The organism is Solibacillus sp. FSL R7-0682, assembly GCF_038005985.1.
In the GTDB taxonomy this organism is placed as follows: Bacteria; Bacillota; Bacilli; order Bacillales_A; family Planococcaceae; genus Solibacillus.
Genome location: NZ_JBBOUI010000001.1, coordinates 1,922,793 through 1,949,113, shown reverse-complemented (window position 1 = coordinate 1,949,113; position 26,321 = coordinate 1,922,793). Strand labels below are relative to the sequence as shown.

Genomic DNA, 26,321 nt, shown 5'->3' with positions numbered 1-26,321 from the left:
GGAACGTTAAAAAAACATAAATTGGAGCTGAAAAAATGGAGCATTTATTAGCATGCATGAAAATACTTGGGGATGATACGATTCAACGAACACAGCTGACACATCGTATTCAGCTTGTTAAAGCCTTTCAAATAACAAAAGGGATGAAAGTATTAGAAATTGGTTGTGGCCAAGGAGATACTACGGTTGCTTTAGCTGATGCAGTAGGAGAAAATGGACAAATTGTTGCAATCGATATTGCGTCACCTGAATATGGCGCACCAATTACTCTTGGTGAGGCTGCAAAAGCGATACAGCAGTCCCCTATTGGTAGCCGCATCACTTTCCAATTTGAAACGGATTTTTTACACTTTGAAACAGATCAAAAATTCGATGTGGCCATTTTATCCCATTGCTCATGGTACTTTAAAAACCCGGAGCTACTCGTTTCGTATTTTAAAAAGTTAAAAACAATGGCAAAACGTGTTTGCTTTGCGGAATGGGATCTTGATTATGAACTTATTCCTCAACGTGCCCACTTTTGTGCGGTCAATATTTTAGCCCTTTATTCTGCGTTTTTTGAAGGTGATGGCAATATTCAAAATGTATTCCATAAAACCTACATTAAGCAATTACTTATCGAAACAGGGTTTATTATCGAACAGGAGCAAATTGTCGATGCCACGTATTTACAGGACGGTGTGTGGGAGATTGATTATAGTAGAGAATTACTTGCAGAGTTCCAGCATGCACCTTTGAAAATTCAAACATTGGTAAATAGCTATGTGCATTTAATGAATGATGAAGCAAAGGAAATTTTGTCACTTAATAGTTTTGTCCTTTGCGCAAGAGCATAAGAGATAAAGTAAGCCCGGGTTGCAGTAAACAAATGCATCCCGGGCTTTTCAAATTAGTCTTTTAAAAAAGTGCTAATTTCTGATCAATTTTAGTTAGCACCTCTCCCGCTGATCCTTCTAACACTAAATCAAATTGTCTTGTACTACCACTTACGTCCAAATTAATATAAACAAGCTTACCGCGCGCCATTCTCGGCAATTGATTTACGGGATACACTTCTAAGCTTGTTCCTATCACAATGACTAAATCAGCATTTTGAATTTCATTGAAGGAACGATTCCAAGCTTCCTGTGGCAAGCTCTCCCCAAACAAAACTACATTCGGACGAAGCTTACCCGTACAATACGTGCAAACGGAATTATTCAAGAAATGCTCGATTGTATGAGGCTTAACACAGCTAGTGCATCGAATTGTGACAATATTTCCGTGTAGCTCGGCTACCTCCTCACTTCCTGCCTTATGATGTAACTGGTCTACATTTTGCGTCGCAATAAGTGCTACTAAACCTCTCTTCTCCCAATCCGCAAGTATTTGATGCCCGATATGTGGCTCAATATTTGTCAGCGCCTCGATACGCATTTGATAAAATTCACGGAAAAGCTCATAATGATGTTGCAAGCTTTCTACTGAAGCAACCGAACGTGGATCTATATTTTGCCACCAACCTGATTGAGATCGAAAATCAGGAATTCCAGATTCCGTCGACATTCCGGCACCTGTTAAGACAACCGTTGAATTTGAATTTTTCATCCATTCTACGAGTGTTTCAATTGCCATTCTCTTCCCTCCGAAATTTAACTATTATATATAAACTTGTACATATAACTAATCCCTTCAATAACACGTGTTGTAAAAAAACTGCCTAAGTACGCTACTTAGGCAGTTGAATTTTTTGATTTTTTGCCGCCGCTTATTGATAAATAGGCAACAAATATAAGCATCAGTAAAATACCCAATAACTGCCACTCATAAAGGACTGAGCCTAGCCAAATTACTGAAATAAGCATGGCTGTCAGCGGTTCAAAACTCGATAAAATACTTGTTTCTACAGGAGATATGTATTTTAAACTTGTTAAAAATAAAATATACGCAATTGCTCCAAATATACTAATTCCAAAAATAAGTGAAAAGTTAAAGGAATCAGCTAGTGGTGACCACTGTCTTAGCTGCCACACTTTGCCCATAAAAGCAAACACGATCCCACTAATGATCATTCCCCAACCAATAATTATTATAACACCTACCTCTGCCATTAAGCGGGCAGGATATAATGTGTAAAAGGCATAGGTTAATCCTAAAAATACACCCCAAACAAGGGCATCCGTACTAACTAAAAGTGTAGACATTGAGCCATTCGTTAATAAGAGATAAAGACCTAGCAGTGTACCAATTATTCCGATAAATTGGGATTTTGGTGGCAATGTTTTATAAAACATTGCCATATATAAAATGATAAAGATTGGCGCTAAAAATTGTAGCAATGTGGCTACTATTGCATCACTTACCTCAATTGTTTTCACAAAAGTGTATTGTAATCCAACCATTCCAATCATACTAAATATGATTAGCTGAGTAGCCCAATAGCGATTTTTCCAAATGATCATCACTTTTGATTTTTGTATCATTAATATCGATAAAATAAATATACCTGCAATAATTAACCTTACTGCTAACATAAACTCCGCAGTCATCGTCGTGTATTCCAGTAACCATTCCATCATGGGTCCTGTTGCTCCCCAAAGAACGGAACCAGTTATAATCATTGCAATTCCCTTCAAACGTTCCAAAACAACATCCTTCTTCCACAATTAACATTAGTACGATTCTAACATGTTTGGGTGAACAAAGGATATAGTTGCTTTCTACTACACATTATTTATTTACTTCGATCCAGCCACTTTCTTTGATTGTGACACGCTGGGCTTCGAATTTTGGCGGTTCATATGAAAAAACAGTTTTATTATGTTCCTCCTTAATGACATACACATTTAATAATTGAAGATCGTTAATTAATGACCGAACATGGTCTCGTTTAAAAGCTTCATTTTTTGCATTTAAAGCCATTAATAATTCGTTTTTTATCATTAAAATATCCTTTTCATTTGCTCTGCGTATTATATTTTTAGGAATATTGAGTAATTCATCGATTTGCAGTAAGTTCAATTCCATCCGGTGTCTCTCTCCTTTATCATAATCCATTGATTTCCTTGTAATTACCTTCACATATTTATGTATTTACCCATTTCCATCAAATTAACCCTGTGGAATGGCGGATTAGAAAAAATAATTTTATACAATAAAATCAGTTTAATCCCCAAAGTCGAATTTCAGACCACAATGGATACTTAATTCTTATAGCCCTAAATGGTTATTAATCTATTAGCTAAAAATTATAAAACTTATTTAGCACGGTTGTTTTTTTGGATTGTAGTAAACTATTATTACATCATACATCTATTAATTTATTCAGATAATACAACGAAATGGAGCAAGGAATGATTCATTTATTTGATTTACTTAAAAGCAAAAACATAAAAGTAACGGAAATTCCATACTGGGGTATTTATTTTCGTAATCGCTGGGAAGAACGTTTTGTCTTTCATTTAAGCCAATTACAAAAAGAGGAAATTCATCTTTATGGCAATAGGTATTTCTGTGGCTATCTATGGCATGTATTTAGCTATGATAGGAGACCACACCTATATGCTCATGAAGCGATTCAAGCCTTTAATGAAGTGAAGAAAGCGAAGTGTTATATCTTTTATCAACATTCAGCAGATGTAATTTTGGTAGAACAAGCAGATGTATTAGAAGCAGCAAATTTTACTGAGGAAGACGATGTTTATATTGTAGATGAAGCATTTACATGGACATTCGTTGTGACACATGAAAGAGATTACGGTCCATATTTTTGTAAAGCGTGAGCAAAATAGCAAGTAAAAACGCTCAGTTTCACCCGAGCGTTTTTCGGCATTATTTGCTACACTTATTCAACTAAACTCCTTTTTTGTTTAGATGATTGAGGTTGGGACAGAAGTAAAAATTTCTCTATTTACGGTAAAATAAAGTATTAAAAATTGGATACTAATAAACTGGTTGTAGTGGAGGGGCGACTCCCCCGGAAAGCGTCCTCGCAACGGAAACCAATTACAAAAAAACATCATTTTTCTCACTCAAAAAAAAATGATGTTTTGGTTTTGCCCCCTCATTGCAATATCTAATTATCCAATACGTCATTTGATTGATAGTAGTTTATATCTGATAACCATTGTTCAATACCTTGTATTGTATAATACTCTGTATTTTCCGAAACGAGGAATGGTATCCCCTTACCAACGACGGCTATTTGTGTTTTATCCAATTTATCAAATTGTTGAGTAGTAATACCTAAATATGCCGAAATTTCGTCCTTCGTAAGCAATTGCATTTTATTAATGAATTTTTCTTCATGTATAACTGAGTTAGGTAGTGAATTATCATTTGTTTTTAATGAATCAGAAATAATTAAAGCACTTACAAATACTGATATTGCTAAAACCATAACGGAAATAGCCGTAATATTAATTTTCATAAATTCCCTCCTCGTATATTTATACTATAATAATTTAACTACTTCTTAGTAAATACGTGACTATACTTACGATAAATGACAAAATAATTTTTACTACTTTAAAACAACATGACGAAACGACCATTGTGGATTTCAAAAAATGGAAGTTGCAGGATTACCTTGCACCACACTTCCTTCGTTCGTTTAAGAAATGATTCCAACACGTTATTTACATTTTCACATAATTTCCTTGTTATTCATTAAGTTCGCTTAAATACTATACGAGAGTAATATAGGTGGAGTAAGTATGCTTTTTTCTGGACAGTGGACCTTTTGTAGAACGTTAATACTATTTAATCTACTAAGTAGGTTAACAAACTATTCGTAATGCCTTCATTGTACTTTGTTGAATATGGATCCGCAAAACCATGCTCGCCTTCTACAATTTTCACAAAGACATTAGGATATATTGAAAGATCGACTTTTAATTTTGTTGGGCAAAATGATCTTTCTTGTTCCCCATAAAATAAAGTTATTTCTGCTTTTGGCACTACTTGTGCATATTGTCGAATTCTTGAACCATAAAAGCCAATTATTTTATGTACGGATGGATGCCGACTACAGATCCAGCCAACCGTTGCACCAATACTAAATCCAATGATACGTATATGTACATACATCTTAGATAAACGATTAATTAAGCGAATCACATGTTTTTGGGCGCTTATAAAACCTATATTTGTTATGAAATTTTCGTATGCCCTTTCTTCCGCTTCATATGGAAATGGCGTACTTCTATTTAATAAATCAGGAACATAGACATCAAATCCTTTTTGATACATTACATTTGCATAGTGTAATATATGCTCATTAATTCCGTATATTTCATGAAGTAAAATGACGCATTGATTTGAATCTTGTTTTAATTCCATTAACAGCCTCCTTTGTTGTTTATATGATCAAGTTTTTTTGAAATCGGAAGTTCGTATTTAGGTTTTATAGGATTTTCTATTTTTTATTTAGCAAACGTAATTGCAGATTGTACATATAATATTATCAAAAATAGGCAAACAAAAATAACACTTTTAAAAGTTCAAATAATCTTCTTATAAACGCTTTTTTTATTACGCAAAATAGCCAGAAAACCTGGTATAATCCGTGTGTTTTTCTGGCTGTTTTAGTTTTTATAAACAATCCTGCTTTTCGACCTTCACATTTTCACTTCAGCTTTCTCTCGGTAAAGGTACGTTTGAAATAGCCATTGTACACCATAAAATAGCGCTGCACCTATTGCTCCAAGTATGGAAAAACGGAGTGGATCTGAACCGTAGAAATAATACTGGGAATAAGGGATAATAAGCGCTGCACCTGTAATCACATAACTAATAAATTTCATAATAGTAGAACGAACATATTTTTCAAATACAAACGATGTAATGACGCCAATAATTAAAAACATTGGTGCACTTAGTACAATAAAGGTCATTAACAATGTTCCAAAAGTTATGCTTTGCTCACTAGCTGCGCTATAACTAAAGATAGTAAGTAAAAGACTAAAAAGTAAGGTAGAAATAAGGGCAATCGTAAATTTTCTGCTTAAAGCTTGCACAAAACCCCTCCTGGAAGTAATTTGATATTTTTTCGTTTCTACGTTAGTTTATAGCAGTTCTAGCAAGAGCTCAAGCCCAGTATGTATTTAAAAATTTGTAACGTAAGCTCAAAACAGCGCCCCCTGTGATACAGGTGAGCGCTTATCGCCTATTCTATATAAACTGATCGTACTAAAGTTCTGATGGATTCCTTGCCATTCGGATGCTTCGTTGTCATGTCAACCGTCATATTGTAAACGCCGGGCTTTGAAACCTTTGGCAGCTTAGATGTGAATTCAGCTCCGTTTGTTGTCTTCGGAATATTTGTTTGCTCAAGTTCATTTCCATCCGGATCCTTGAATTTGAATGAAAGGCTAGTTGTTCCAGCTTGCTTCGGTGTTTTCAAGGTGAAGGATGTTTGGTCGGCCTTGCCCTTTCCAGCCATGCTGAGTTCAAGTTTCTCATATTCATTAAAGGAAGAAACTAACAGATAGGCATCATTTCCAGTCACTGCCTTCATCTGTACTGTCCAAGAACCTTCTGTAAGCTCATCAAGCTGGAATGAATAGAGACTTGCACCTGAGAGAATTGTATCATCTTTTATTGGACCTGTGGCTTTCATAATTGTTCCTTCTGGTGACATTAACTCGACAATTGTATCATCGCTGGCTGTGTATACGGAAATTGTTCCGCTTGTTTTCATAGGGACATAGATTTCTTTTTCCGTAAATTGGCTATCAGATAGCTCTCCTCCTGTGATATAGCTAGAAGATTCACTGTGGATGGCAACGTCCGTTTGACTTAATGTTTCAGTATTAGCTGAAAATTCATTGACAGCAGCACTGCGTAAATAAGGTTCAATCCGAGAAAAGACTTTGGATCCTTGACGGATATTATCATGATCAATAGCGCTATCCGTAAATAAATGTGTGCCATATGGTAACTTTGAGCTGGTCATCGTAACAAGACCGTCATTTGCCCCGTACGATGATAAATAAGCACCACCGAGCGCTAGAGCAGAGAAAGCAGGTCCTTTGTTCGTTCCAGCTACCGTATAATATTTATTCTTGCTACGGTTGGAATGGCTGTCTGTTGCGGAGCGGAATTTGGCCATTTCCCCAACCTGCAATGAATAAGTGCCGGCGTCATTTTGCCCAAGCAAACTTCCAAGCCATCCCGCATACCAGCTATATGATAAGTCTGCTAGTTCGGAGCCGTGATGGGGCGATCCTAATGTGATGACCCTACCGACATAGGAATGGGCACCGTAGTGGATAAGGGCTGCCTGCGTATCAGGACCACCTTTGCTGTGGGCGATAATATTCACCTTTTGCCCATTGAAGTGACGTGATATATCGCCAAGCATAGAGGCAAGTAAGCGTCCATTCGTGTATTGATTTTCAGAACCATTACCGGCCGCGTCATACAACTGGACGAAAACAGTCTGATATCCCGCTTCGTAAGCCTTCGTATACATATCATTAACGCCATGATATGTCGTCTCCCCATACCAGCTTGTTGAACTTCCATTCTTCCCTTGTACAAAGACAATCGGTGCTTTCGATGAATCGTAATTCGGTGGACGGTCACCAAGGAACCAATCCCCAGGGGTAAAAATTTCATCGGACGGCTTGAGCTTTCCAGCTGATACTTCTGAAGACAGGGCATATGGTACAAAAACCAACAAACATAAGAAAATAGCCAAAAACCTTCTCATTAATCTACCGTTCATTACATTCCTCCATTACATTCTTGTTTTTGAATACTCTGCTAAATGTAAGCGACAAATAGAACTATAGATGTTTTCTTAGATTATGTATTCTCTATATTTCGTCCATTTCCTTTTTTTGTTTGTATTATACGCTTACAAGCCTGTTCGCTCCTGAAGCGCAGAAAGAACTTAAAGCTTTGCTCCAACACTTCTTGATGGACTTCACACCACTTTCGGTTGCTTCAACTATTAAAGAGCGCACTAAAAGCTTGATTCACTAGTTATTCAGTAAATCAAGCACGTTGTTTTTAGTTATATAGTGAAACTTCAATCAATTATGATGTATTACTACAAGATTGTTGTTATTAACTGAACAATGACTAGCCACTATTTCTGCAAAATAAAATAAACAATTACGATTACTGCCATTACAAGAAATATCGCGGATGTAATGCGCCAAGCAGAAATGGGTGCTTCCCCACCTACTTCCCCCGTTTGTCCATTTACCATGAAATGATAAATATCTTTTTTATAGCGATACGATGATTGCCAAACTGGCAGTAATAAAAAATTGTAAGTGATACTATCATGGTTTGTTGAAAATTTTAAATGTGATACTACATCTGCATGATGTTCTTGTTTAATTTTTTCCTTTATTTTTTCGTCTAAATGACTATGAATCTCTTTTTTTGCAAGCCCCCAACCATCCTTCATTCCAATGCTATAGAGCTCTACCAAGGAGTCAGATACAACTTCTGCTCGATAGGTTTTACTGTTTGCAATATTAAACGGCTCAATTTTCCCCATAATATTTTCATGATAACGCGATGTAGCACTTATTAAATGATCGCCGATAAGTTCCTGATAAAAACCGGATACTGTAAACCAATCTATTTCTCTTTTCACATTTCCATTTTTATCCTTCACTTGACGATACTTCCCGTATTTTGCAGTGTAACGTGAGCTAGTTTTTGAATTAAAGGTCCAGTAAGGTAAATACACACGTTTAAATGCCTCGGTGCGTGCACTAAGTTTAGCGACTTTTGAGACATACCATTTTCGTTTAAGCCAAATTTGAAACTTTTCGGCTGCCTGAGTATCGTTTATTTCAAAGGAACAAACCTTATTTGGCGCGAGGGAATTTACAGCACACGCCTCCTTTACTTGATTTGATCCACAATATGGGCAATTATTTACTACTTGCAACGCGTCACAAATTGTTTCTACGTCACACACTTTACACGTGATTGTTTTCTTTTCTGTGCCCCAGTCAAAACTCTGAACATCTTGCGTGAAGGTAAAATCCACATCCTTAACCGATTCATTTTCAGGAGCGGCAATTTCTGTTTCAAAATCACAATAAGGACATGATAATTTACCGACTTCAGGGTTAAACTCGATGGATGCATTACATCCTGGACATTGCGCATTAAAACCTAAATTAGCTGATTCCAAATGTTCGAGTTCATGTATACTCAACGTGAATCCCCCCTTTCCCAATCGTATTCTTATCGAATAATAGAACTTCTGTTACTTTGCAAATCTTCATTTCCACGACATTTATGACTAGTATATAGTACAAACTCTTGAATCTTCGTAATAAATAATAATTGCAATTAATATATGATAATGAAATAGAAAACATTCAGGGGGATAATTTGTGAAAAAAATATGGTTTTTAAGCTTTGTATTTTTACTCGTAGCCTGTACGGTAGAAGATGATACACAAAAAAAACTTTCTGTGGAGCAAGGTCAAAGCGTACCGGTGACAAGTCAATCGAACGATACCGCTAATGCAGCTCAATTAATTGAAGTTGTTGAGAAAATAAATGCCATGTCACAATGGGAAAGCTTTTATTCCACCTTTATGTACAAAGAATATTCTGATGTTGGAATGAATCTCGCAAGTGAAAGCACGATTAAAACGAAATATAGGTTGAACCCTCCTGAAGCGTATATTGAACACCTTGACATTGGCTTCTCGCAACAAATGGTTGATTATTATGCAAATAAAATAGATGGCTATTACGAAAATCATAACATGAATGGGTGGAGGAAAATGGAGGCTTCTACTGATCCATTAATGAGTATAATTCCTTCTAGAATTGAGCTGTTGCAAACTTTAATCGCCAATGCGGAGGAGTTTTATAAAATGGGCGGTGAGGATTACCCTGATGGTGGCTTCTTTAATATACGTGCTGATGCATTAGAAGAAGTTTATTTGAAGCTATTAAAAACCTTCTTTATGAATGCTATTGAAAATGATGTGGACCGTGAACAATTAAAGAATCTTTATAGTGATTCAATGGAGTTTACAATGATATCAGTGACGATCGAACAATATGAGGATCAAATTGGCCAATACACTATCCAAGTATTTTTTATAAATCCAGAAACCGGTGAAGAACAGGAATATCATTTTTTTGAGATGTTTGAGTATGTTAATGAATTAGAGAAAATAGAATTGCCCGAAGAATTGCAGCAATTGCTAGCATAGGAAAAAGGCTAATACCATGTTTTGAATGGAATTAGCCTTATTTTTTAGACATTCAAAAATGTATGTATTTTTTGAATAACTTCATCAACTTCCTTATGAAACACATCGTTATTTGTGAAAAAGCTGTGTACAACCCCTGGGATGACAACTAGTTCAGTTTTCACGTTTGCTGCCTTTAATTTTTCACCGTACAGTATTGCCTCGTCCCGTAGAACATCATTTTCAGCAGCAATAATTAACGCGGGAGGTAAATACGAAAAGTCCTTTAGTTGAACAGGTGCAACAAGCGGATTTGTGGCATCATTATCATTAGCAATATAATAATTACCAAACCACTTCATCACATCTCGATCTAAGCCAAATCCTGTTTTAAATTCGTGATAAGAATTACTTGAATAGCTTAAATCGGTAACTGGATAAAGTAAAAGCTGAGCAGTAATTGGCAAGACTTTTTCATCAACATGCGCGAGCTGGCAAACTGCAATTGCAAGATTGCCCCCTGCACTATCGCCACCTACAGAAATGTTTTGTATGTCACCATTGAATGTTTGCGCATTTTCGCTCACCCATACAAAGCTATCAAACGCATCATATACAGGAACTGGGAATTTAAATTCTGGTGCTAAACGATAGGCTACGGATACAACAATATGATTCGTTTCCTTAGCGATATGGGAACAGCTTTCATGGCAAGTTTCTAAATCATTTAATACCCAGCCACCCCCATGATAATAGACGATTATTGGGAATGGTCCTTCTCCATTAGGTGTATAAATTCGTATTGCAATTTCGTGACCGTCACGCATAGGGATTTTTGTCGTTTGAATGGCAGCTAAATCGGCCACATTTTGTTGCATTTTTGGTAAATTAGCACGCATACGACGAGCTTCCAAATAATCCATTGTCGCTAATGAAGGGACCTTTCCTTTTTTTAATAAATAGTGTTTTGTAATATCTAATAAATATGCCATGAACAATCACTCCTTTATATATATAATTCCGATAAGTTTACTTTGTTATAACTATAATTCTTTTTCAATAAATTTGCAAATATAGTTAATCGATTTTGCACTTTTAAAATTGATGCTCCTATTAGAAGGTTTTTTGGATTAATGCATAAAAAAGCCCAATAAGCTGCTACTTATTGGACTCGATATTTTTTATTACATTTTCTTTAATTTTTCATATTCAAGCTGTAATTGTTCAATACGTTTACGACCCTCATCACGATTACGTACTGTTTCGGCTTGAATTTGTTTAGTTTCTTCAATTCCCGCCATTATCGTGCGCCAAGTCGTTTCGATTGTTTCAATTTTGATGCTTGGGCTGCCAGCTTGGCGAGCAATATTGACCGAGTTTTGTCGAACATTTTCTGCATTTCGAATAAGCATTTCATTCGTGCGTTTATCAAGCTCTGCCATTGAATCAGATACTAGCTTTTGACGTTGCATTGTTACAGCATGAATTAACCCTTGCTTGAAAATTGGAATCGTCGTAACAAAGGCTGAGTTGATTTTCCCGATTAAATGGTTATTGCCTTGCTGCATTAAGCGAATTTGTGGTGCGGATTGGAATGAAACCTGTTGTGCCATTTCTAAATCATAGCCGCGCTGTTCTAACAATTCAATACCACGTGTTATCGTTTCAAGCTCCATAATCGCTTCTTGATCCCCTGCATCTGCGCGTGCACTTAAGGCAGGTAGCTGAGTACGTAAATTTTCAACTTTAATATCAATCGCTGCAATATGCTCACTTAATGTATGGAAGTAATTTAAGTTTTCATCATACATTTGCTCTAATTGCACCGTATTATTTTTCATTTCATATTCATATTTTTGAATTTCTGTATAAATCGAATCGACTTCTTTATTCATCGTATCGTATTTAGAAAGCAGACGTTCAAGCTGCTCTTTACCCTTTGAAAATAATTTTTTTAAGAAGCCCTTCTTTTCCTCTTCTTTAAAATCTTTCGGGTCAAAGCGGTCCATTATTTTATTTAAATTATTTAATAACGTTGTCGATTTTTCTAAGTTACTTTGCTTAATTGTTTCAAGCATACGATCGGAAAATTTTGAAATACCAGTCGCAGTTTCCTTCCCGAACTCTAATACGGCAATTTGATTTTTTACATCTATTTTTTGCGCTAACGTTTGGACAGCTGGTTGCTGCTTTAATTGTTCTTGGCGTTGGCGTATTTGAGAATATTCTTGTTCTGATACGAGTGGCTTAGGTGCCGGGTGCACAATTTCATTTATTGGTTGTGGCTGTAATTGTGGTTGCTCTTGCTCTTGTGAGCGCTTTTCTAAATCATCAAATAATGGATTGTTAGTCATGGAAATCCCCCGTTCGTTTTTCTAGTATTATTTACGTAAAAAGTGACAAAAAGTTTCACACAGTTTTATTAAATTATATCTTATTTCAACGTTTTTTAGTGATATTTCCTGAAAATGATTAAAATGAAAAATTAAAAAATGCCCTTCTATGCGCGAAAAGGACATTTTTTAGTCTACTATTGGGGGAGAGACTTAGCACTCATACGCTATTTGTATGAGCATAACTTCATATTACCCACAATTCGTATAATGAAAACAAATGTTTTACGATTGAAGTGATTTTTTTCGTATTGGCTGTAAAATAAGTGCCACGATGAAAATACAAAGCGCAATAACAACCGCAGAGTAAAATAAGCCTCCATAGCCTTGTTGGGCAGCTAATTGTGTCATGTCATTTACTGTTGCAAGTAATACTTCTTTTAATTGAGGATCTTGGATTGCATTAATTGTCTCATTCATTTGTGTTTGAGACATATTTGTACCTGTTGCAAACTGTGCACTTAGCTGCTGCAATTCGGTTTGCCCCTCAGTTGAAAGTGATACAGCTTGTAAGTTATTTTGTAAAGTTGGTGCAAAATCACTTTGAAATACAGCTGGTAGCTGACTAAAGCCCCGAGCAATAAAGCCCGCATAGATCGTCGGTGCAATCGTCATTCCAATCGTTCTTAATAAAGAAAGAGATGCAAGTGCCGTTCCTTTGTTTGCCTCTAATTTTTCAGTAGCTAATATGTTTAATGGAGCGCCTAGTAAGATCCCCATTCCAACACCCGCTATAATTGACGCAATAATAAAATGCCATTTTGCCTCAACCCAGCCTGGGAATAAGAAAAAGCCTATTGCCGCAATAATCCCTGAGAGCAATACCGCAAAAATCGGTCCCTTTTTATCGACAAATGCACCCCCAAGGCCAGCTCCAATGCCTGCGGCTAATGCAAGCGGTGTCATCCAGTAACCTGCATGCTGAGAGCTAATTCCAAGTACTTGCTCTGAAAAGGCCGGAATGAAAATCATTGCGGCGAGCATACCACCCGAAAAAATACCTAAAAGTAAAGTCAATAAATAGGTTGGCTGGCGCATTAAAGAAATAGGTAAGATTGGGTCTCCCCCACTGCGCTCTAAACGCGTTTCGTAGAAATAAAGAGCGACTAACACTGCTAACCCTAATAAAATAAATGGATAAACCGTTGTGCTTGTGAATGACTCAAAGAAATTTACCCCTTCGATATTTGTTAAGCCATACATTATCCCTAAAATCGCTATTGATAATAATACAGTACCTGTTAAATCAAGCTTACCTGGAGCTGTATCTTTCGTTTCTTCAAGCTTTAAAAAGCCCATAATTACTAAAAAGATTGCAATTGGTACATTAATTAAAAATAACCAATGCCAGCTTCCTGTGAAATCTAATATGATACTTCCTAAATTTGGTCCAAGCACAGCCGCAATCCCATTCATACCACCAAGCATTCCAAGTGCTTTCCCTTGTTTTTCAGGTGGTAGTGTACTAAGTACATGGGAAGAACCGATAATGAAAATACCGCCCCCACCCATTGCTTGAATAAAGCGCGCGATAAGATAAAATGTAAAATTTGGACTTAAAGCTACGAGCAATGAACCAATTCCAAAAATCGCAATTTCAATGATGAATAATTTTTTTCGTCCGTAACGGTCTGATAATTTCCCGATAATCGGTACACTAATCGCAAGTCCTAGAGTGTATAATGTAACACCCCAAGCCCCCCAGTTTGCATCTACACCAAATGAGCTATTAATCGTTGTTAGTGCAGCACTAATTATTCCATTGTCGAGTGCTGCCATAAATACACCAATTGCAAACAATGTAATTGCCCATGATTGTGAAGATATTTTGTTTGTCATGTAAAAGACACCTTTCTTAATTGGACTATTAAACTATTATACAGAGTAAGTTAAAAAATGGTAAAGAATTTCCCACCGTGAATTTTCGGAAACTGAATAGTTTATTTTACATATCAAAAACCCCACTTTTGTCATCTTCAAAAGTGGGGTTGCACCATATAGGTGAAAGATTATCGTTTGCCCTCTGGCTACTAGAAAATCAAAACGACTTTTAATGCGGCATCCCTGTACCCTCTTAATTAAAAACCGGTTTTTATTAAGCAAAAAACGTTTTCGCTAGATCAATCTGAATTTGCACTTGCTCAAAGCCAGTACCGCCTAAAGAATTACGACGGCGAACTGCAGCTTCTGGCGCTAGTACTTCAAAAATGTCTGAGTCAATTAAACTCGATTCCTTCTGCATTTCTTCTAATGGCAAGTCTAATAAATAAATCCCTTGCTGAATACATGTAAATACTAATTTACCTGTCACCTCATGTGCCTCGCGGAATGGCATACCCTTTGTCGCTAAATAATCCGCAAGCTCAGTCGCGTTTGAGAAATCAGAATGTACTGCGCCATGTAAGCGTGCTTTATTGACCACCATTGTACGTATCATACCCTCAAATATCTTTAATGAACCAAGAACTGTTTCCATCGTATCAAACATGCCCTCTTTATCCTCTTGCATGTCTTTGTTATACGTAAGTGGCGTCCCCTTTAACACTGTAAGTAAGCCCACTAAATTACCAAATGCTCGTCCAGCTTTCCCTCGAATAAGCTCTGCCATATCTGGGTTTTTCTTTTGAGGCATAATGGATGATCCAGTTGAAAATGCATCATCTAGCTCAATGAATTTAAATTCATCTGTTGACCAAAGGATGATTTCCTCTGCAAATCGTGATAAATGTGTCATTAAAAGTGCTGAATTTGATAAAAACTCAACGATAAAGTCACGGTCACTTACCGCATCCATAGAGTTTTGATACACAGCAGCAAAGCCTAATAACTCAGCTGACTTTAAACGATCGATTGGGAATGTTGTTCCTGCCATTGCCCCTGCACCTAATGGTAATAAATCAATACGCTTCATCGATTCTGTAAAACGTTCCTTATCGCGCTGCAGTTGCCAGAAGTACACCATTAAATGATGGGCAAAGCTGATAGGCTGTGCTCTCTGTAAATGGGTATAGCCTGGTGCGATTGTGTCGACATGTTGCTCCGCTTGAGTAATTATTGTCTTTTGGAAGTTTTCTATTAAGCCAATAACTTCAGGTACGCGTTTTTTTAAAAACAGATGCATATCTGTTGCCACTTGGTCGTTACGAGAGCGACCTGTATGTAGCTTCCCGCCGACAGGGCCGATTAAATCAATTAACATTTTTTCTAAATTTAAATGGATATCTTCATTTGCTACAGTGAATTCTAGCGCTCCTGCCTCAGCCTTTACCTTTAGCTGTGCTAAACCATCTAAAATTTTGGTAACGTCTTGTGCTGGCAATATTCCTTGAATGCCAAGCATTGTCACATGTGCAACCGAGCCTTCAATATCTTCTAATACTAATTGTTGGTCAAAGCCGATTGATGCACCAAACTCATCTACCCATGCTTCCGCTGATTTTTGGAAACGACCGCCCCATAATTTTGCCATTGTCAGTTCACTCCTAGTTAGAAAAGAACAAGCGACTCGGGCTCCGAATCGCTCACCTAAAATTACTTATTGCTTAATACTTCTGGTTCTACAGCTTTTGTATTTTTTGAAACTTCTGCTGCTACAACAGTTGGCATACCGAATAGTTCGATGAAGCCTACCGCTGAACCGTGGTTAAATTTATCATGTTTAGAGTAAGTCGCTAACTCTTCTGAATATAAAGAATTATTCGATTTACGTCCTTCTACGATTGCATGACCTTTATATAATTTCACACGTACTGTACCATTAACGTATTTTTGCGTTTCTTTTAAGAACGCTTGTAACGCTGTACGGATTGGGTTGAACCATAATCCGTTGTAGATGATTTCCGATAATTTATGCTCAATAATTGGTTTGAAGTGTGCTAATTCTTTTACTAATGTAATATCTTCTAACTCTTTGTGAGCTGTTAATAAAACTTTTGCACCCGGAATTTCATACACTTCACGTGATTTAATTCCAACTAATCGGTTTTCAACATGGTCGATACGGCCAACACCGTGTGCACCAGCAATTTTATTTAATTCTTGGATTAAATCTGCTAGTTTCATTTCTTGACCGTTTATTGATACTGGTTTACCTTCTACAAATTCAATCTCAACGAATTCAGGCGTATCAGGTGCGTTTTCCACAGATACTGTTAAGCCATAAGCTTCTTCTGGTGGGGCAACCCAAGGATCTTCCATAACCCCAGCTTCATTGGCACGACCCCATAAGTTTTGGTCGATTGAAAATGGTGAATCTAATGTTGCAGGAATTGGAACACCATGCTTTTGTGCGTATTCGATTTCCTCGTCACGGCTCCAGCCCCACTCACGTACAGGTGCTAACACTTGTAAATCAGGATTTAAAGCTTTAATCGATACTTCAAAACGTACTTGGTCATTTCCTTTACCTGTACAACCGTGTGCTACTGCATCTGCATTCGTTTCCGTAGCGATTTCTACTAATTTTTTCGAAATTAATGGACGAGATAATGCAGACACTAATGGATACTTTTGCTCATACCAAGTGTGACCTTGTAGTGAAACTAATGCATATTCTTCTGCAAATTCATCTTTTGCGTCAATCATATAAGATTCAACTGCACCTACTTGAAGTGCTTTGTTTTTAATGAACTCTAAATCTTTTCCTTCACCCACATCAAGACATACCGCAATTACGTCCCAACCTTGTTCTTTTAACCATGGAATTGCTACCGAAGTATCAAGACCACCTGAATATGCTAATACGACTTTTTTATTCGCCATGTTAAGTGCCCCCAAATTTATGTATGTTTATACATTTAATTAATAGTTTATACACGAATAGTATCATGTTATAAATATAAAATCAACTGTATTTATATAAAATTTTAGACTTTTTCGTACAGTCGAAAAACTTTAAAAAGTGCACAATTGCTAGAAAACTCGTTTACGACAATATTTGCTCATATGTGTAACGAGATGCTCAAAGTTTGTATTCAAATTTAGTGTATAAATTGGCTGTTGATACAACTAAATGGTATACACCTTTCATCATTTCCAGTAAAAATATACTTATTTCTTATTAAAGAAGCCACTCCCTACAAATTCGACAAATCTAGGTGCCACGGCATACAGCTTACTTGATATCCCCATAATCCGTGGTAAATTCACTTCGCGAGGCTTGCTCTCTATCGCTTTAACAACTTCAGCTGCTACTTTTTCTGGTTGGATTAAAAAGCGTTCTATTGCAGTCCGGTACACGTTAGATGCATCTGCCTTTTGTAAAAATGGCGTATCAATTGGACCTGGATAGATTCCTGTCACCGAGATGTTATGTTCAGCCAGCTCAAGTCTTAATCCATTGACGAAGCCTGTTATAGCATGTTTGCTCGCTGCATAAACACTAGCTTTTTTCGTTGCTACTTTTCCCGCCTGTGAACCGACAAAAATAAAATGGCCTTGTTTTTGGTCTATCATTGCGGGCGCTAATCGTTTCGCCAAATAAATCGGGGCGCGAACATTTACTTCTAACATTTGATCAATTTCCTCATCTGTTAAATCAATTGCACTCGAAAAGTAGCCTAATCCAGCATTTAAAATGGCTACATCAATTAGAGGTAACTGCTCGACTACTCGATCAATATCTTCCCGTTTCCGTAAATCTGCTTGAATGACATTTGCTCCTATTTTTTTCAAGGACTTTATGGCGCTTTCATTTCTTCCTGTTGCATAAACCGTATGACCCGCTGCTAATAAAAGCTCTGTCATATTTCGACCAATACCACTTGTAGCGCCTGTAATAAAAATTGTTTTTTTCATCATGCTTCCCCTTTGCTCTATTGTAATTTCATTTTATCGAAATTGAATAAAAATTCATAGCACTCAGTATACCTACCATTACAAAATTTCTATATAATTACTTTTTAAAGATAGAAATTGAGTAATGGGACAATGCGTTTCAAAGTACAACAAGAAGGAATTCAAATTTATATAAATTTCCAACAATAAGACTTAAATTTTTATACAAGATTTTATTCATCAAAGACGTTAATAATAAAAAAAGAGCTGCATATGCAACTCAATTATCTAAAAGTAAAGCACGTGTCAGTTTAAGTGCAATCATTCACATACTAAAGGGATCGTCAGTCGAATTGTGGAATTACCCTTTGATTTTATTCCAATCTCTTTTTAACAAAGAAAAAGAGTAGTGGTCATAATACTTACCTCTAAATAAATGCTTATCTCTATAAACCCCTTCATTTTTAAATCCTAGCTTTTCTAATAATTTAATAGAATTGACATTTTCCAAAGCTACAAATGCGTTAATTCTATTCAGTGCCATATTATTAAATCCACTTTCAATAGCACTTATTAATCCCTCTTTCATATATCCCTGTCCCCAATATTCGTGCCATAAATCATAGCCGATCTCAGCTATATTGTTCGTTCTATCCCAACAATGAAATCCGCATGTTCCAAGTTGTTGTTTATCACTTTTCTCGACTAATATCCACCGATTAAATCCTTTTTCTTCAGGATTAGAATTCCATTCAACAAATTCTGTAGCTTCATTTCTAGTCGTAAACAATTCTTCATCATATAAAAATTCACATACTTTTTCATTGCTGAATAGTCGATAAATAAAGTCAATATCCTCATTTCCCACATTCCGTAAAATCAATCTGTCTGTTTCTAAAATAGGAAATTTACTTTGTACAGTCAATTTAAGCACTCCTTATGATAACTAAATTACTTAGATGAACAACGTTAAAACTTGACGTCTTTAAAATATACCTTATTATTCAGCTATCCTGTTTCGTTAGTTGAATAAGAACATTGTTCATACAAAAAGCCACAAAACACTGATTTAACAGCATTCGGCCTTACTTTGTATAATTTATACAATGATAAAATTTGGTTATAATGCTTAGGTTTTCTAACTAATCCCCCTTTTTGATTACAATGAAATTCCATCTACCACTTTGCGTGTATTTGCCTACCACCGCAAACACCGTTAATGGTATATCAATTTATTTTTTATCTCTTATTTCTTCTAGTATTTCTATTACACGATTATTTTGTTCTTCAATAGACTTTAACCTTTTTTCAATTATGCTTGAAGTGAAAAACACAATTAGTACAATAGGTATTCCAATTATTAAATCCATTTCTATTTCCTCCATACATACATTTCAAATGGCTTAAAGTTACATGCTTGTTCAACTAAGCTGCTACGTTTGTTTAACTCTTGCCCCCATTAGTTGAAGATAAATAGATGCTTAATTTAAATACAGTTCACTATTTACTGCTGAGGTTTTTTTTAAAATAACATCCTAAATAGTAAGAACCATACATTAACAAAAAGGCAACTAGGCTTGCTGTCCACATTTGTACATAAAATCCTCCACCAACAATGAAGCTAGAAATATTAATCAACGGTAAGTAATAAAATTGGGTAGCCAATCCAAAAAAATTAGACCAAAATTGTCCTAATATTATATCTTGATACATTATTAATAAGAGTACTAATAAAGCAGGTGAATGTATAATTACCGCCGACTGATATGGTGTTTTATCAAACTTACAAGTAATAAATCCAACCAACACCCAAAAAATAAGTAAAATAATCCCTATTAATTTTAACGGTAATATACTATTAGAATTTTGTATCAACCAAGAATTCATTAGAAAACCTAACACAAAAGGAATAATTCCTATTAAAAACAAAATCAATTTTTTCATGATATCAACCTCCTTATCTAAATATCAACAACCCGTAATTTGCACTTATATACAAAATGTCATTTACCTATTTATATTTGATTCAACAAAGTGAAGATTTAACCTTATTCAACAATTGCCCAGATTCTAAAATAGTGTTTTTACTAAATTTGAAAGGGAGAACCCAAAACAGGTTCTCCCTTATTTTTACTTCACTCGTTTATATATTTGATAACAGCCATTTCCTTTCCAAATCGGTCGCCATTATCAATAAATCCTAAACTGGCATATAGGTGATGTGCTTCCTGATTTTCCGGATGATAACCAACAACAATCTTTTCTGCATCTGGCAACTTACTCATCTCTGAAATCATTAACTTTGTCGCAGCTTTCCCTATACCTTTACCTTGATAATTCTCATCAATCATTATCCTAAATACCCAATATTCATCAAGTTCCTCTTTTTCAGTGTTAAACATAAGGAAACCCACTACTTTATCTTCATAGTAAATTGCAAAAGGTTTTAATGACGGTTCATACTTTGATTGGGCAATTGATATGGCATTTGACTCCAAATACTCTGTTTGTTTCTCGGATAATTTCAATTTACAGCATTCATACCAGTTCTCTTCGTTCAATTCTTCAATTTTCACATTACTTGTAAGCATATATTTTCCCCTTTCAAATTTCGGGGAAACGCTAAGTAAACTTTGTTAGTTAGGCGTTATCCCCTTTAAGTTCCTCAGTAAAAAAGTTTTTTTGTTTGTCATAATGAACGCCCCCTTTAACAAATAATGTTTAAAAAATAATTATATGGAAATATTTAGACATTGACATTATACCATATTCTGTTCCACAATATGGCCAATTGACAATAACCCTTTTTTGATCTAAAAACCTCATATTTTTTTCAAATATCCTCGCGCAGGGTAATAACGGTCATATTCAATTTTTTCTAATGCTTTTAAATCGAATACTTCATAAACTGCATCAACGATTACATAATCACAAGGTTTTCCATCTTCATGAAATGCCTTAATCCTTTTTTTTTCTATACCCACAGAGATTGTATCTCTTATACCTTTTTCGAGTCCAAATACATCATACGTCTCTGACAATAAATCAAATCCTAATTTTTTATAAAAATTATTTGCTTGTTTATCTCCACGTGTATATAATTCAATAAATTCAATCGGAGTATTTTCAAGTTCCTTTAAAGCTGTTTCGTAAAGTTTATTCCCAATGCCTTTTGATTGATAATCTGGATGAACGGCAATCGTTTTTAAAAACGCACCTAGCCCTTTTCCTAGAAAAGATGTTTTTAATTCCTCTGTATCAAGTACCATATCTAAAAGTCCTACAACCATTCCATCCTCTATTGCGATTAATTCAATTGACGGGCGTCCGTTGAAAGTAGGTTTTGATGTTTCTACATCTTCGTATAAAGACGTATAAAAATAAGCGAGTAAACGACAGCGTAACCAGCTATCTTCGTATTCGGGTGTGTACTTTTGAATTTGCATAATAGTCTCCTTTGTATAAACATAAATTAGTTTTCATGAAACGCAAATTCAAATAAAAAATCCTTCTTAGTACACAGAGGTACAGTAAGAAGGGTTAGAAATGTTCATTAATTATGTCACTAAATAAGCATACGTATAGTAAGCACAATAAAGATATAATAAATGGTCAGACTAATCCTATTTTTTTATTGAAAATGCATATACATTTTTCATTTAAAATAGAATTATTTGTTCATATCCATTTACCATCCTCTCTAATTCATATATCCATTATATACCATAAATGTTTTTTGTGCAATGACTTAACATTCCCTAATTGCCATTAGGGATCGTTATTTGAATAGTGGGTTTATAGCTGGAAAGTGAGTATTGATTAACAAAGTTATGCACCAAAATGAATCATCCATTTATTTTCTTTATGAATATTATACAAAAAAGTTCAAAGTTCCCAAAGTAGTGTTTTGTATATTGAAAGTAGAAATGACAATAACCCTTTCATCTTTGTAACAGTAAAGCAGCCACATAAAATGAAGTGTCGCCCAGATACTATGCATCATCAAGTGGATCTCCAATCGTGCTGAAATTAATAAAGAGATTCATCCACACAAACTTAGACACAGCTATGCAGCTCACTAGTTGAATAATGGCGTTACTATTGAAGTCATTCAAAGTCTTATGGGACATGAGAAAAGTGAAACAACTAGGATCTACGCTCAATTAAGCGGGAGGCTAAGGAAAGAGCATTATCAGAAGTACTTTTAAATGCAAAAGGAGCAACGTCATAAAAGACGTTGCTCTACTTTACTAAAGCACGAGTTTGTTTAATAATAAGGATTAATATTGTACGTCTAGACGACTTTTAACTTGTTCGACCATTTCATGTTTTTCATCATGCATAGCGTCATATAAATATTTTTTATGCTTATTAGCATTATCAATAAAATCCGTAGCAATAAAGCGAGTTGCCCGCAGTGCCTGATGTAAATCAGCAGCATCTTCTTCTGTAAGGGAAGAATCCAGTATATAACGTTGGATATAATTCTGTATATCGTACAGACGAATTTTCCAATCGTGATGTACCACGTTCCCACTAAAAATCAGACTCGCTGTGTAATCAACCTCAGCGGAAAGATTGTGCAAATAGTATTTATCTTCAGGGGAATCGGTTAAAGGTTGACTAAAATTCCATTCTAAAAGCTCTATAACTGTATTCCTCATTAATATGTTTGCAAAAAAGTATTGATAGCTTATTTCGTCTTTCACTTGGTTTACTTGTTGTTTTGCCGAAGAAGTCCACCAAATAAGTCCGAATATAGCTACAAAAAATAAGACTCTTCCAAGTTTTTTCAATCCACCCATCTCCTTCACTCTCCAAGTTTTTATATACTTGTCTTTTGTAAGAGATTAATTTAAAAAGTATGCCCAAGTTAATCATTACAAATATTTCATTTACCTATAATACCCTGCTTTTTTCTAGTTCTCCTAAAGCACCCGTTAGTTGAATAAGAACACATTTACTCTTTAAATGAATCAGCAACTAATTGCTAAATTCTCTTAAATAATGAAGATAATCGTTCTCCTTTAGACTCACTTTAAAAATGTTGTTCAACAATCTGGCCATTAGTTAAATAAGGAATCTAAAACTTTTTGTTTTAAATAGGCGTATTGACCTTCATTAGTATCTGCATATGCTTCATCTCTATTAGAGCTAATGTCCGTATATAAAATTCTCTCTCTAAATTGAGAAGCTGTGAAATCATATCTTTTGTTTTTAATAAAATTATAAAAGTGCCACCCATCTGGGAGTTTAGTTTTTTTTATTTCACCGCCCAATAAATCATTTACAACTAATGCAGTAACTCCACATTGCCCCGCTGTGGGATTATCTTTGCTCCATTTTGTACTTGATTCTGCAGACCATGATTTACACAAAGCATTCGCTATTCGTTCTATTTCCATATTACTTCTCCTTCCCTTACCGTAATTAGAGAGCAACTAGTCATGTTATAGTGATAGGTAATCTCTAGTTGTTATTTCAATAATTTGAGTGTTTTTTATTGTATCCCTAAACTGTGGTTTGTAACATTATTGTTATAGATATATAACTTCTAAACGTTCTTCAACTAAACTACTTCTTAGTCCAATAAGAAAGAAGAGCTGTCTAAGCAACTCAACGAACTTCACTAAAGCACACTGTTAGTTCAAAATCTAATTTGTGTTTTGTGTAAAAATGTCTATATTTAATGTCTCTAAAACGTCAATAGCGTCTTGAACTGGTAATTTTGGTAACATAAATTCTTCTGATATGACTGCTCTTATTTCCTCCGCCGAGGATAAAGTTTGAACAGATGTTTCACCATTTGAATAACGTATACTGAATGTATTATTTACTAAAGAAACACTTCTTTGTTTATGAATTTGATATAGTTGGCATCTTAAAATAGTCATAAATGGGGCATTAGGTTTATTGGATTTTTCTATTAGCTCATTAAAATCGCTAACATTAGCTTCCTTCCGAGAATTAAAGTGCCATGTTTTCCCACTTTTTTTACCATTAGTATAGCGAACATATTTATACTTATTTCTTTGTGGCTCTTCTGGTAATATATATACCTCATCTTTACCAAAAAGAGAAATATTCTCATAATTATTCAAATGTACCGGCTTAAAAAAGGGAGCGGCAGCACCACAATCAACATAAAAATGCTTATTATCAATTTTTACTATAATGCCCAAGTGTTCCTCCCCAAGCATAACATGATAACAATCAAACCCTATCCCCTTTAATAAGATCATTAAGTTAGAATTTAAGGTGTAGCAAGTTCCTCCAAAGTTGTATTCGCAATAATTCTCAGTAAATAACTCAAATGAAGGTATTTCAAAATTACTATAATTATTATTTCTAAAATAAAGTAATTTACTGATATTCTCAAAGGGATAAGTATTTAATTGTGCACTACAAATTTGTTCTAAATAATTATATGAAGGCTTCTCTAAATGTATATTAAGACAATCCAAATATTTAGTTATAGTATCATTTATATTTACCAACCTATTCTGCCTCCCCAAAATCCTTTTAATAAATTCTGGAAATCCATTATTTTTTTACAAGTGTATAATGATAATGTAGTTGATTTTCAATCTCAACATTCCCTCTAAGATGAAAGCCACATTTTGCTATTACTTTATTTGAAGCTACATTGCGTGGAAGAACCACAGCATTCAATTGTTCAACATCAGTGTTTTCAAATAGGTAATTTACTAATCCTTTTACTGCTTGTGTTGTGTACCCCTTATTTCTATAATCCTTAGAGATAGAGTAAGCAACTTCTCTATTTGGTCCACTTAATTCCTCTTTGATACCGGTATTACAAAAACCAATAAATTCATTAGTTTCTTTTAAAACAATGCCCAACTTCAGCCACCTTTCGCCTATGCTTGGGACATTAGCTAAAAACTCTTTATTATCTGGTATCTCATAATTTGTAACCCAATCTAATCTTTGTTCTCTAGTCGAACGCCAATCTGGCAAAAACTCATAAACTTCGGGTTGTGAAGTCAGTTCATAAATAGCATCTACATCTTCTATTCTAAACTCTCTTAATAGTATTTCACCGCAGTCAATTGTAAATAAATCGTTCATATTCTATTCCCCTCCAATGTAATCACATTCTCTGCTAAGTTCAATAATTCCTTGTTCAACTAACTACTTCGTTTGTTCAATAAGAAAAAAAGCTTTACTCCTTCTTGAAGTAAAGCACTCATTATTCAGTAAGACGGAAGTAAATTTGTGTAGATTTACACCGTAAGTCTTCAATTTTTAAGCGAGGTTGTATTCATCTAAGACGATAGTGTAATATCACTTGAAATGCTTCAAAACCTTTGCCATGACTGACTTTCAACAAAAATGTTAGTTAAAGGTATATTTCTTATTGAGATAAATGTTTGTAGTCTAATATTTCAATTTCGAAACCGTGATTACATTTCTGCTTATTAAGCTTCTCACTATCACAGGACGGATATATTCGTACCTTAACCAAATCTTCTTTAACATTCCCGTTAGGCTTTTTTGAAGGAATCTCAATTCTTACAGTAACATCATAGGAATGATTCTCGTTGTAAGTAATACCAACAATCCTTTTCCATTGCCAAGTAAGGCGATTTTCTCCTCCATACTCTTTGATAACTCTTTTATCAATAGTTGGGAAGATAATGTCTGAAATTATGTCCTCTGTTGTGACATACATTTCTTCCGCTTTTGGTATAGTTTCTGATTTTGCTACTTGCATAGAAGTAAGAACAATTAATATAATTCCTAATGAGACTAAGTAATGCTTAACCATCAACACTCACCTCTGATTTACGTTTACACTTTATTCTTCGTATCTTGTTACTTTTTATTCAACCTGCACCTTAGTTGAATAATAAATTATTTATTTTCAGTATTTCCTAGTTCTAGCCAACCCTCAAATAAGGAGTCATCTTCTAATTCTAAATAAAATTTCATGAACCTTAAAAATTCATCTGTATCTACTTCTTTATAC

27 protein-coding genes are annotated in these 26,321 nt (G+C 35.1%); 3 read left to right on the top strand and 24 right to left on the bottom strand.

What is annotated here, in order from left to right; all coding sequences use genetic code 11:
* Window positions 1-35 precede the first annotated feature (35 nt).
* Entirely contained in the window at window positions 36-836 is an 801-nt protein-coding gene (locus tag MKZ17_RS09910; protein ID WP_340723573.1) for a class I SAM-dependent methyltransferase, read from the top strand.
* A 61-nt stretch (window positions 837-897) separates the two neighbouring features.
* On the opposite strand, the gene MKZ17_RS09905 is transcribed toward MKZ17_RS09910, so the two are convergent.
* The 3 genes from MKZ17_RS09905 to MKZ17_RS09895 all read right to left on the bottom strand — a co-directional run bounded on the left by MKZ17_RS09905 (window position 898) and on the right by MKZ17_RS09895 (window position 3,006).
* Window positions 898-1,614, bottom strand: a complete 717-nt coding sequence (locus MKZ17_RS09905) for an NAD-dependent deacylase (protein WP_340723572.1) — start codon at window positions 1,612-1,614, stop codon at window positions 898-900.
* Between the two features lie 98 nt (window positions 1,615-1,712).
* The gene (locus tag MKZ17_RS09900; protein WP_340723571.1) at window positions 1,713-2,624 is read right to left on the bottom strand and encodes a DMT family transporter; all 912 of its coding nucleotides are present in this window, start codon (window positions 2,622-2,624) and stop codon (window positions 1,713-1,715) included.
* An 85-nt stretch (window positions 2,625-2,709) separates the two neighbouring features.
* Window positions 2,710-3,006: a cytosine deaminase gene (locus tag MKZ17_RS09895; protein WP_340723570.1), complete on the bottom strand. Its 297-nt coding sequence runs from the start codon at window positions 3,004-3,006 to the stop codon at window positions 2,710-2,712.
* A 329-nt stretch (window positions 3,007-3,335) separates the two neighbouring features.
* Between MKZ17_RS09895 and MKZ17_RS09890 the strand changes: the two genes are divergently transcribed.
* Window positions 3,336-3,761 (top strand): DUF4275 family protein, encoded by a 426-nt coding sequence (locus tag MKZ17_RS09890; RefSeq protein ID WP_340725533.1) that lies wholly within the window; start codon window positions 3,336-3,338, stop codon window positions 3,759-3,761.
* 293 nt (window positions 3,762-4,054) lie between these two features.
* Here the strand turns inward: MKZ17_RS09890 and MKZ17_RS09885 are convergent, their stop codons facing one another.
* From MKZ17_RS09885 to MKZ17_RS09865, 5 genes are all read right to left on the bottom strand, one after another.
* A complete protein-coding gene (locus tag MKZ17_RS09885; RefSeq protein WP_340723569.1) occupies window positions 4,055-4,408 on the bottom strand; it encodes a hypothetical protein in 354 nt (117 codons plus the stop codon).
* 332 nt (window positions 4,409-4,740) lie between these two features.
* Complete coding sequence (locus MKZ17_RS09880; RefSeq protein ID WP_340723568.1) at window positions 4,741-5,319, bottom strand: dienelactone hydrolase family protein; 579 nt, start codon at window positions 5,317-5,319, stop codon at window positions 4,741-4,743.
* 278 nt (window positions 5,320-5,597) lie between these two features.
* A complete protein-coding gene (locus MKZ17_RS09875; protein WP_340723567.1) occupies window positions 5,598-5,996 on the bottom strand; it encodes a hypothetical protein in 399 nt (132 codons plus the stop codon).
* Between the two features lie 149 nt (window positions 5,997-6,145).
* Entirely contained in the window at window positions 6,146-7,708 is a 1,563-nt protein-coding gene (locus MKZ17_RS09870; protein ID WP_340723566.1) for a lipase family alpha/beta hydrolase, read from the bottom strand.
* Between the two features lie 366 nt (window positions 7,709-8,074).
* Window positions 8,075-9,166, bottom strand: coding sequence for a hypothetical protein (locus MKZ17_RS09865; protein ID WP_340723565.1), 1,092 nt, complete (start codon window positions 9,164-9,166; stop codon window positions 8,075-8,077).
* A gap of 181 nt (window positions 9,167-9,347) precedes the next feature.
* Here MKZ17_RS09865 and MKZ17_RS09860 point away from each other — a divergent pair, with 181 nt between their 5' ends.
* Window positions 9,348-10,184 (top strand): hypothetical protein, encoded by an 837-nt coding sequence (locus MKZ17_RS09860; protein ID WP_340723564.1) that lies wholly within the window; start codon window positions 9,348-9,350, stop codon window positions 10,182-10,184.
* A gap of 44 nt (window positions 10,185-10,228) precedes the next feature.
* Here the strand turns inward: MKZ17_RS09860 and MKZ17_RS09855 are convergent, their stop codons facing one another.
* The 16 genes from MKZ17_RS09855 to MKZ17_RS09780 all read right to left on the bottom strand — a co-directional run bounded on the left by MKZ17_RS09855 (window position 10,229) and on the right by MKZ17_RS09780 (window position 26,120).
* Complete coding sequence (locus MKZ17_RS09855; protein ID WP_340723563.1) at window positions 10,229-11,155, bottom strand: alpha/beta hydrolase; 927 nt, start codon at window positions 11,153-11,155, stop codon at window positions 10,229-10,231.
* Between the two features lie 192 nt (window positions 11,156-11,347).
* Window positions 11,348-12,523, bottom strand: coding sequence for a toxic anion resistance protein (locus tag MKZ17_RS09850; RefSeq protein WP_445326947.1), 1,176 nt, complete (start codon window positions 12,521-12,523; stop codon window positions 11,348-11,350).
* Window positions 12,524-12,781: 258 nt separating this feature from the next.
* Entirely contained in the window at window positions 12,782-14,395 is a 1,614-nt protein-coding gene (locus tag MKZ17_RS09845; protein ID WP_340723561.1) for an MFS transporter, read from the bottom strand.
* Window positions 14,396-14,651: 256 nt separating this feature from the next.
* Complete coding sequence (argH, locus tag MKZ17_RS09840; RefSeq protein ID WP_340723560.1) at window positions 14,652-16,025, bottom strand: argininosuccinate lyase; 1,374 nt, start codon at window positions 16,023-16,025, stop codon at window positions 14,652-14,654.
* 62 nt (window positions 16,026-16,087) lie between these two features.
* Entirely contained in the window at window positions 16,088-17,317 is a 1,230-nt protein-coding gene (locus MKZ17_RS09835; protein WP_340723559.1) for an argininosuccinate synthase, read from the bottom strand.
* A 288-nt stretch (window positions 17,318-17,605) separates the two neighbouring features.
* Window positions 17,606-18,352: an SDR family NAD(P)-dependent oxidoreductase gene (locus MKZ17_RS09830; RefSeq protein ID WP_340723558.1), complete on the bottom strand. Its 747-nt coding sequence runs from the start codon at window positions 18,350-18,352 to the stop codon at window positions 17,606-17,608.
* Between the two features lie 340 nt (window positions 18,353-18,692).
* Window positions 18,693-19,256, bottom strand: coding sequence for a GNAT family N-acetyltransferase (locus MKZ17_RS09825; protein WP_340723557.1), 564 nt, complete (start codon window positions 19,254-19,256; stop codon window positions 18,693-18,695).
* A gap of 307 nt (window positions 19,257-19,563) precedes the next feature.
* Complete coding sequence (locus MKZ17_RS09820; RefSeq protein WP_340723556.1) at window positions 19,564-19,701, bottom strand: hypothetical protein; 138 nt, start codon at window positions 19,699-19,701, stop codon at window positions 19,564-19,566.
* 130 nt (window positions 19,702-19,831) lie between these two features.
* Entirely contained in the window at window positions 19,832-20,275 is a 444-nt protein-coding gene (locus MKZ17_RS09815) for a hypothetical protein (RefSeq protein WP_340723554.1), read from the bottom strand.
* Window positions 20,276-20,466: 191 nt separating this feature from the next.
* On the bottom strand, window positions 20,467-20,922 hold the full coding sequence (locus MKZ17_RS09810) for a GNAT family N-acetyltransferase (protein WP_340723553.1): 456 nt from the start codon (window positions 20,920-20,922) through the stop codon (window positions 20,467-20,469).
* Between the two features lie 231 nt (window positions 20,923-21,153).
* Window positions 21,154-21,777 (bottom strand): GNAT family N-acetyltransferase, encoded by a 624-nt coding sequence (locus MKZ17_RS09805; protein WP_340723552.1) that lies wholly within the window; start codon window positions 21,775-21,777, stop codon window positions 21,154-21,156.
* 834 nt (window positions 21,778-22,611) lie between these two features.
* Entirely contained in the window at window positions 22,612-23,136 is a 525-nt protein-coding gene (locus MKZ17_RS09800) for a hypothetical protein (protein WP_340723551.1), read from the bottom strand.
* 261 nt (window positions 23,137-23,397) lie between these two features.
* Window positions 23,398-23,736 carry a YunG family protein gene (locus tag MKZ17_RS09795; protein WP_340723550.1) on the bottom strand — a complete coding sequence of 113 codons (339 nt, stop codon included), beginning with the start codon at window positions 23,734-23,736 and terminating at the stop codon, window positions 23,398-23,400.
* A 249-nt stretch (window positions 23,737-23,985) separates the two neighbouring features.
* The gene (locus MKZ17_RS09790) at window positions 23,986-24,828 is read right to left on the bottom strand and encodes an arylamine N-acetyltransferase (RefSeq protein ID WP_340723549.1); all 843 of its coding nucleotides are present in this window, start codon (window positions 24,826-24,828) and stop codon (window positions 23,986-23,988) included.
* A gap of 46 nt (window positions 24,829-24,874) precedes the next feature.
* Window positions 24,875-25,420, bottom strand: coding sequence for a GNAT family N-acetyltransferase (locus tag MKZ17_RS09785; protein ID WP_340723548.1), 546 nt, complete (start codon window positions 25,418-25,420; stop codon window positions 24,875-24,877).
* 286 nt (window positions 25,421-25,706) lie between these two features.
* Window positions 25,707-26,120: a hypothetical protein gene (locus MKZ17_RS09780; RefSeq protein ID WP_340723547.1), complete on the bottom strand. Its 414-nt coding sequence runs from the start codon at window positions 26,118-26,120 to the stop codon at window positions 25,707-25,709.
* Window positions 26,121-26,321 lie beyond the last annotated feature (201 nt).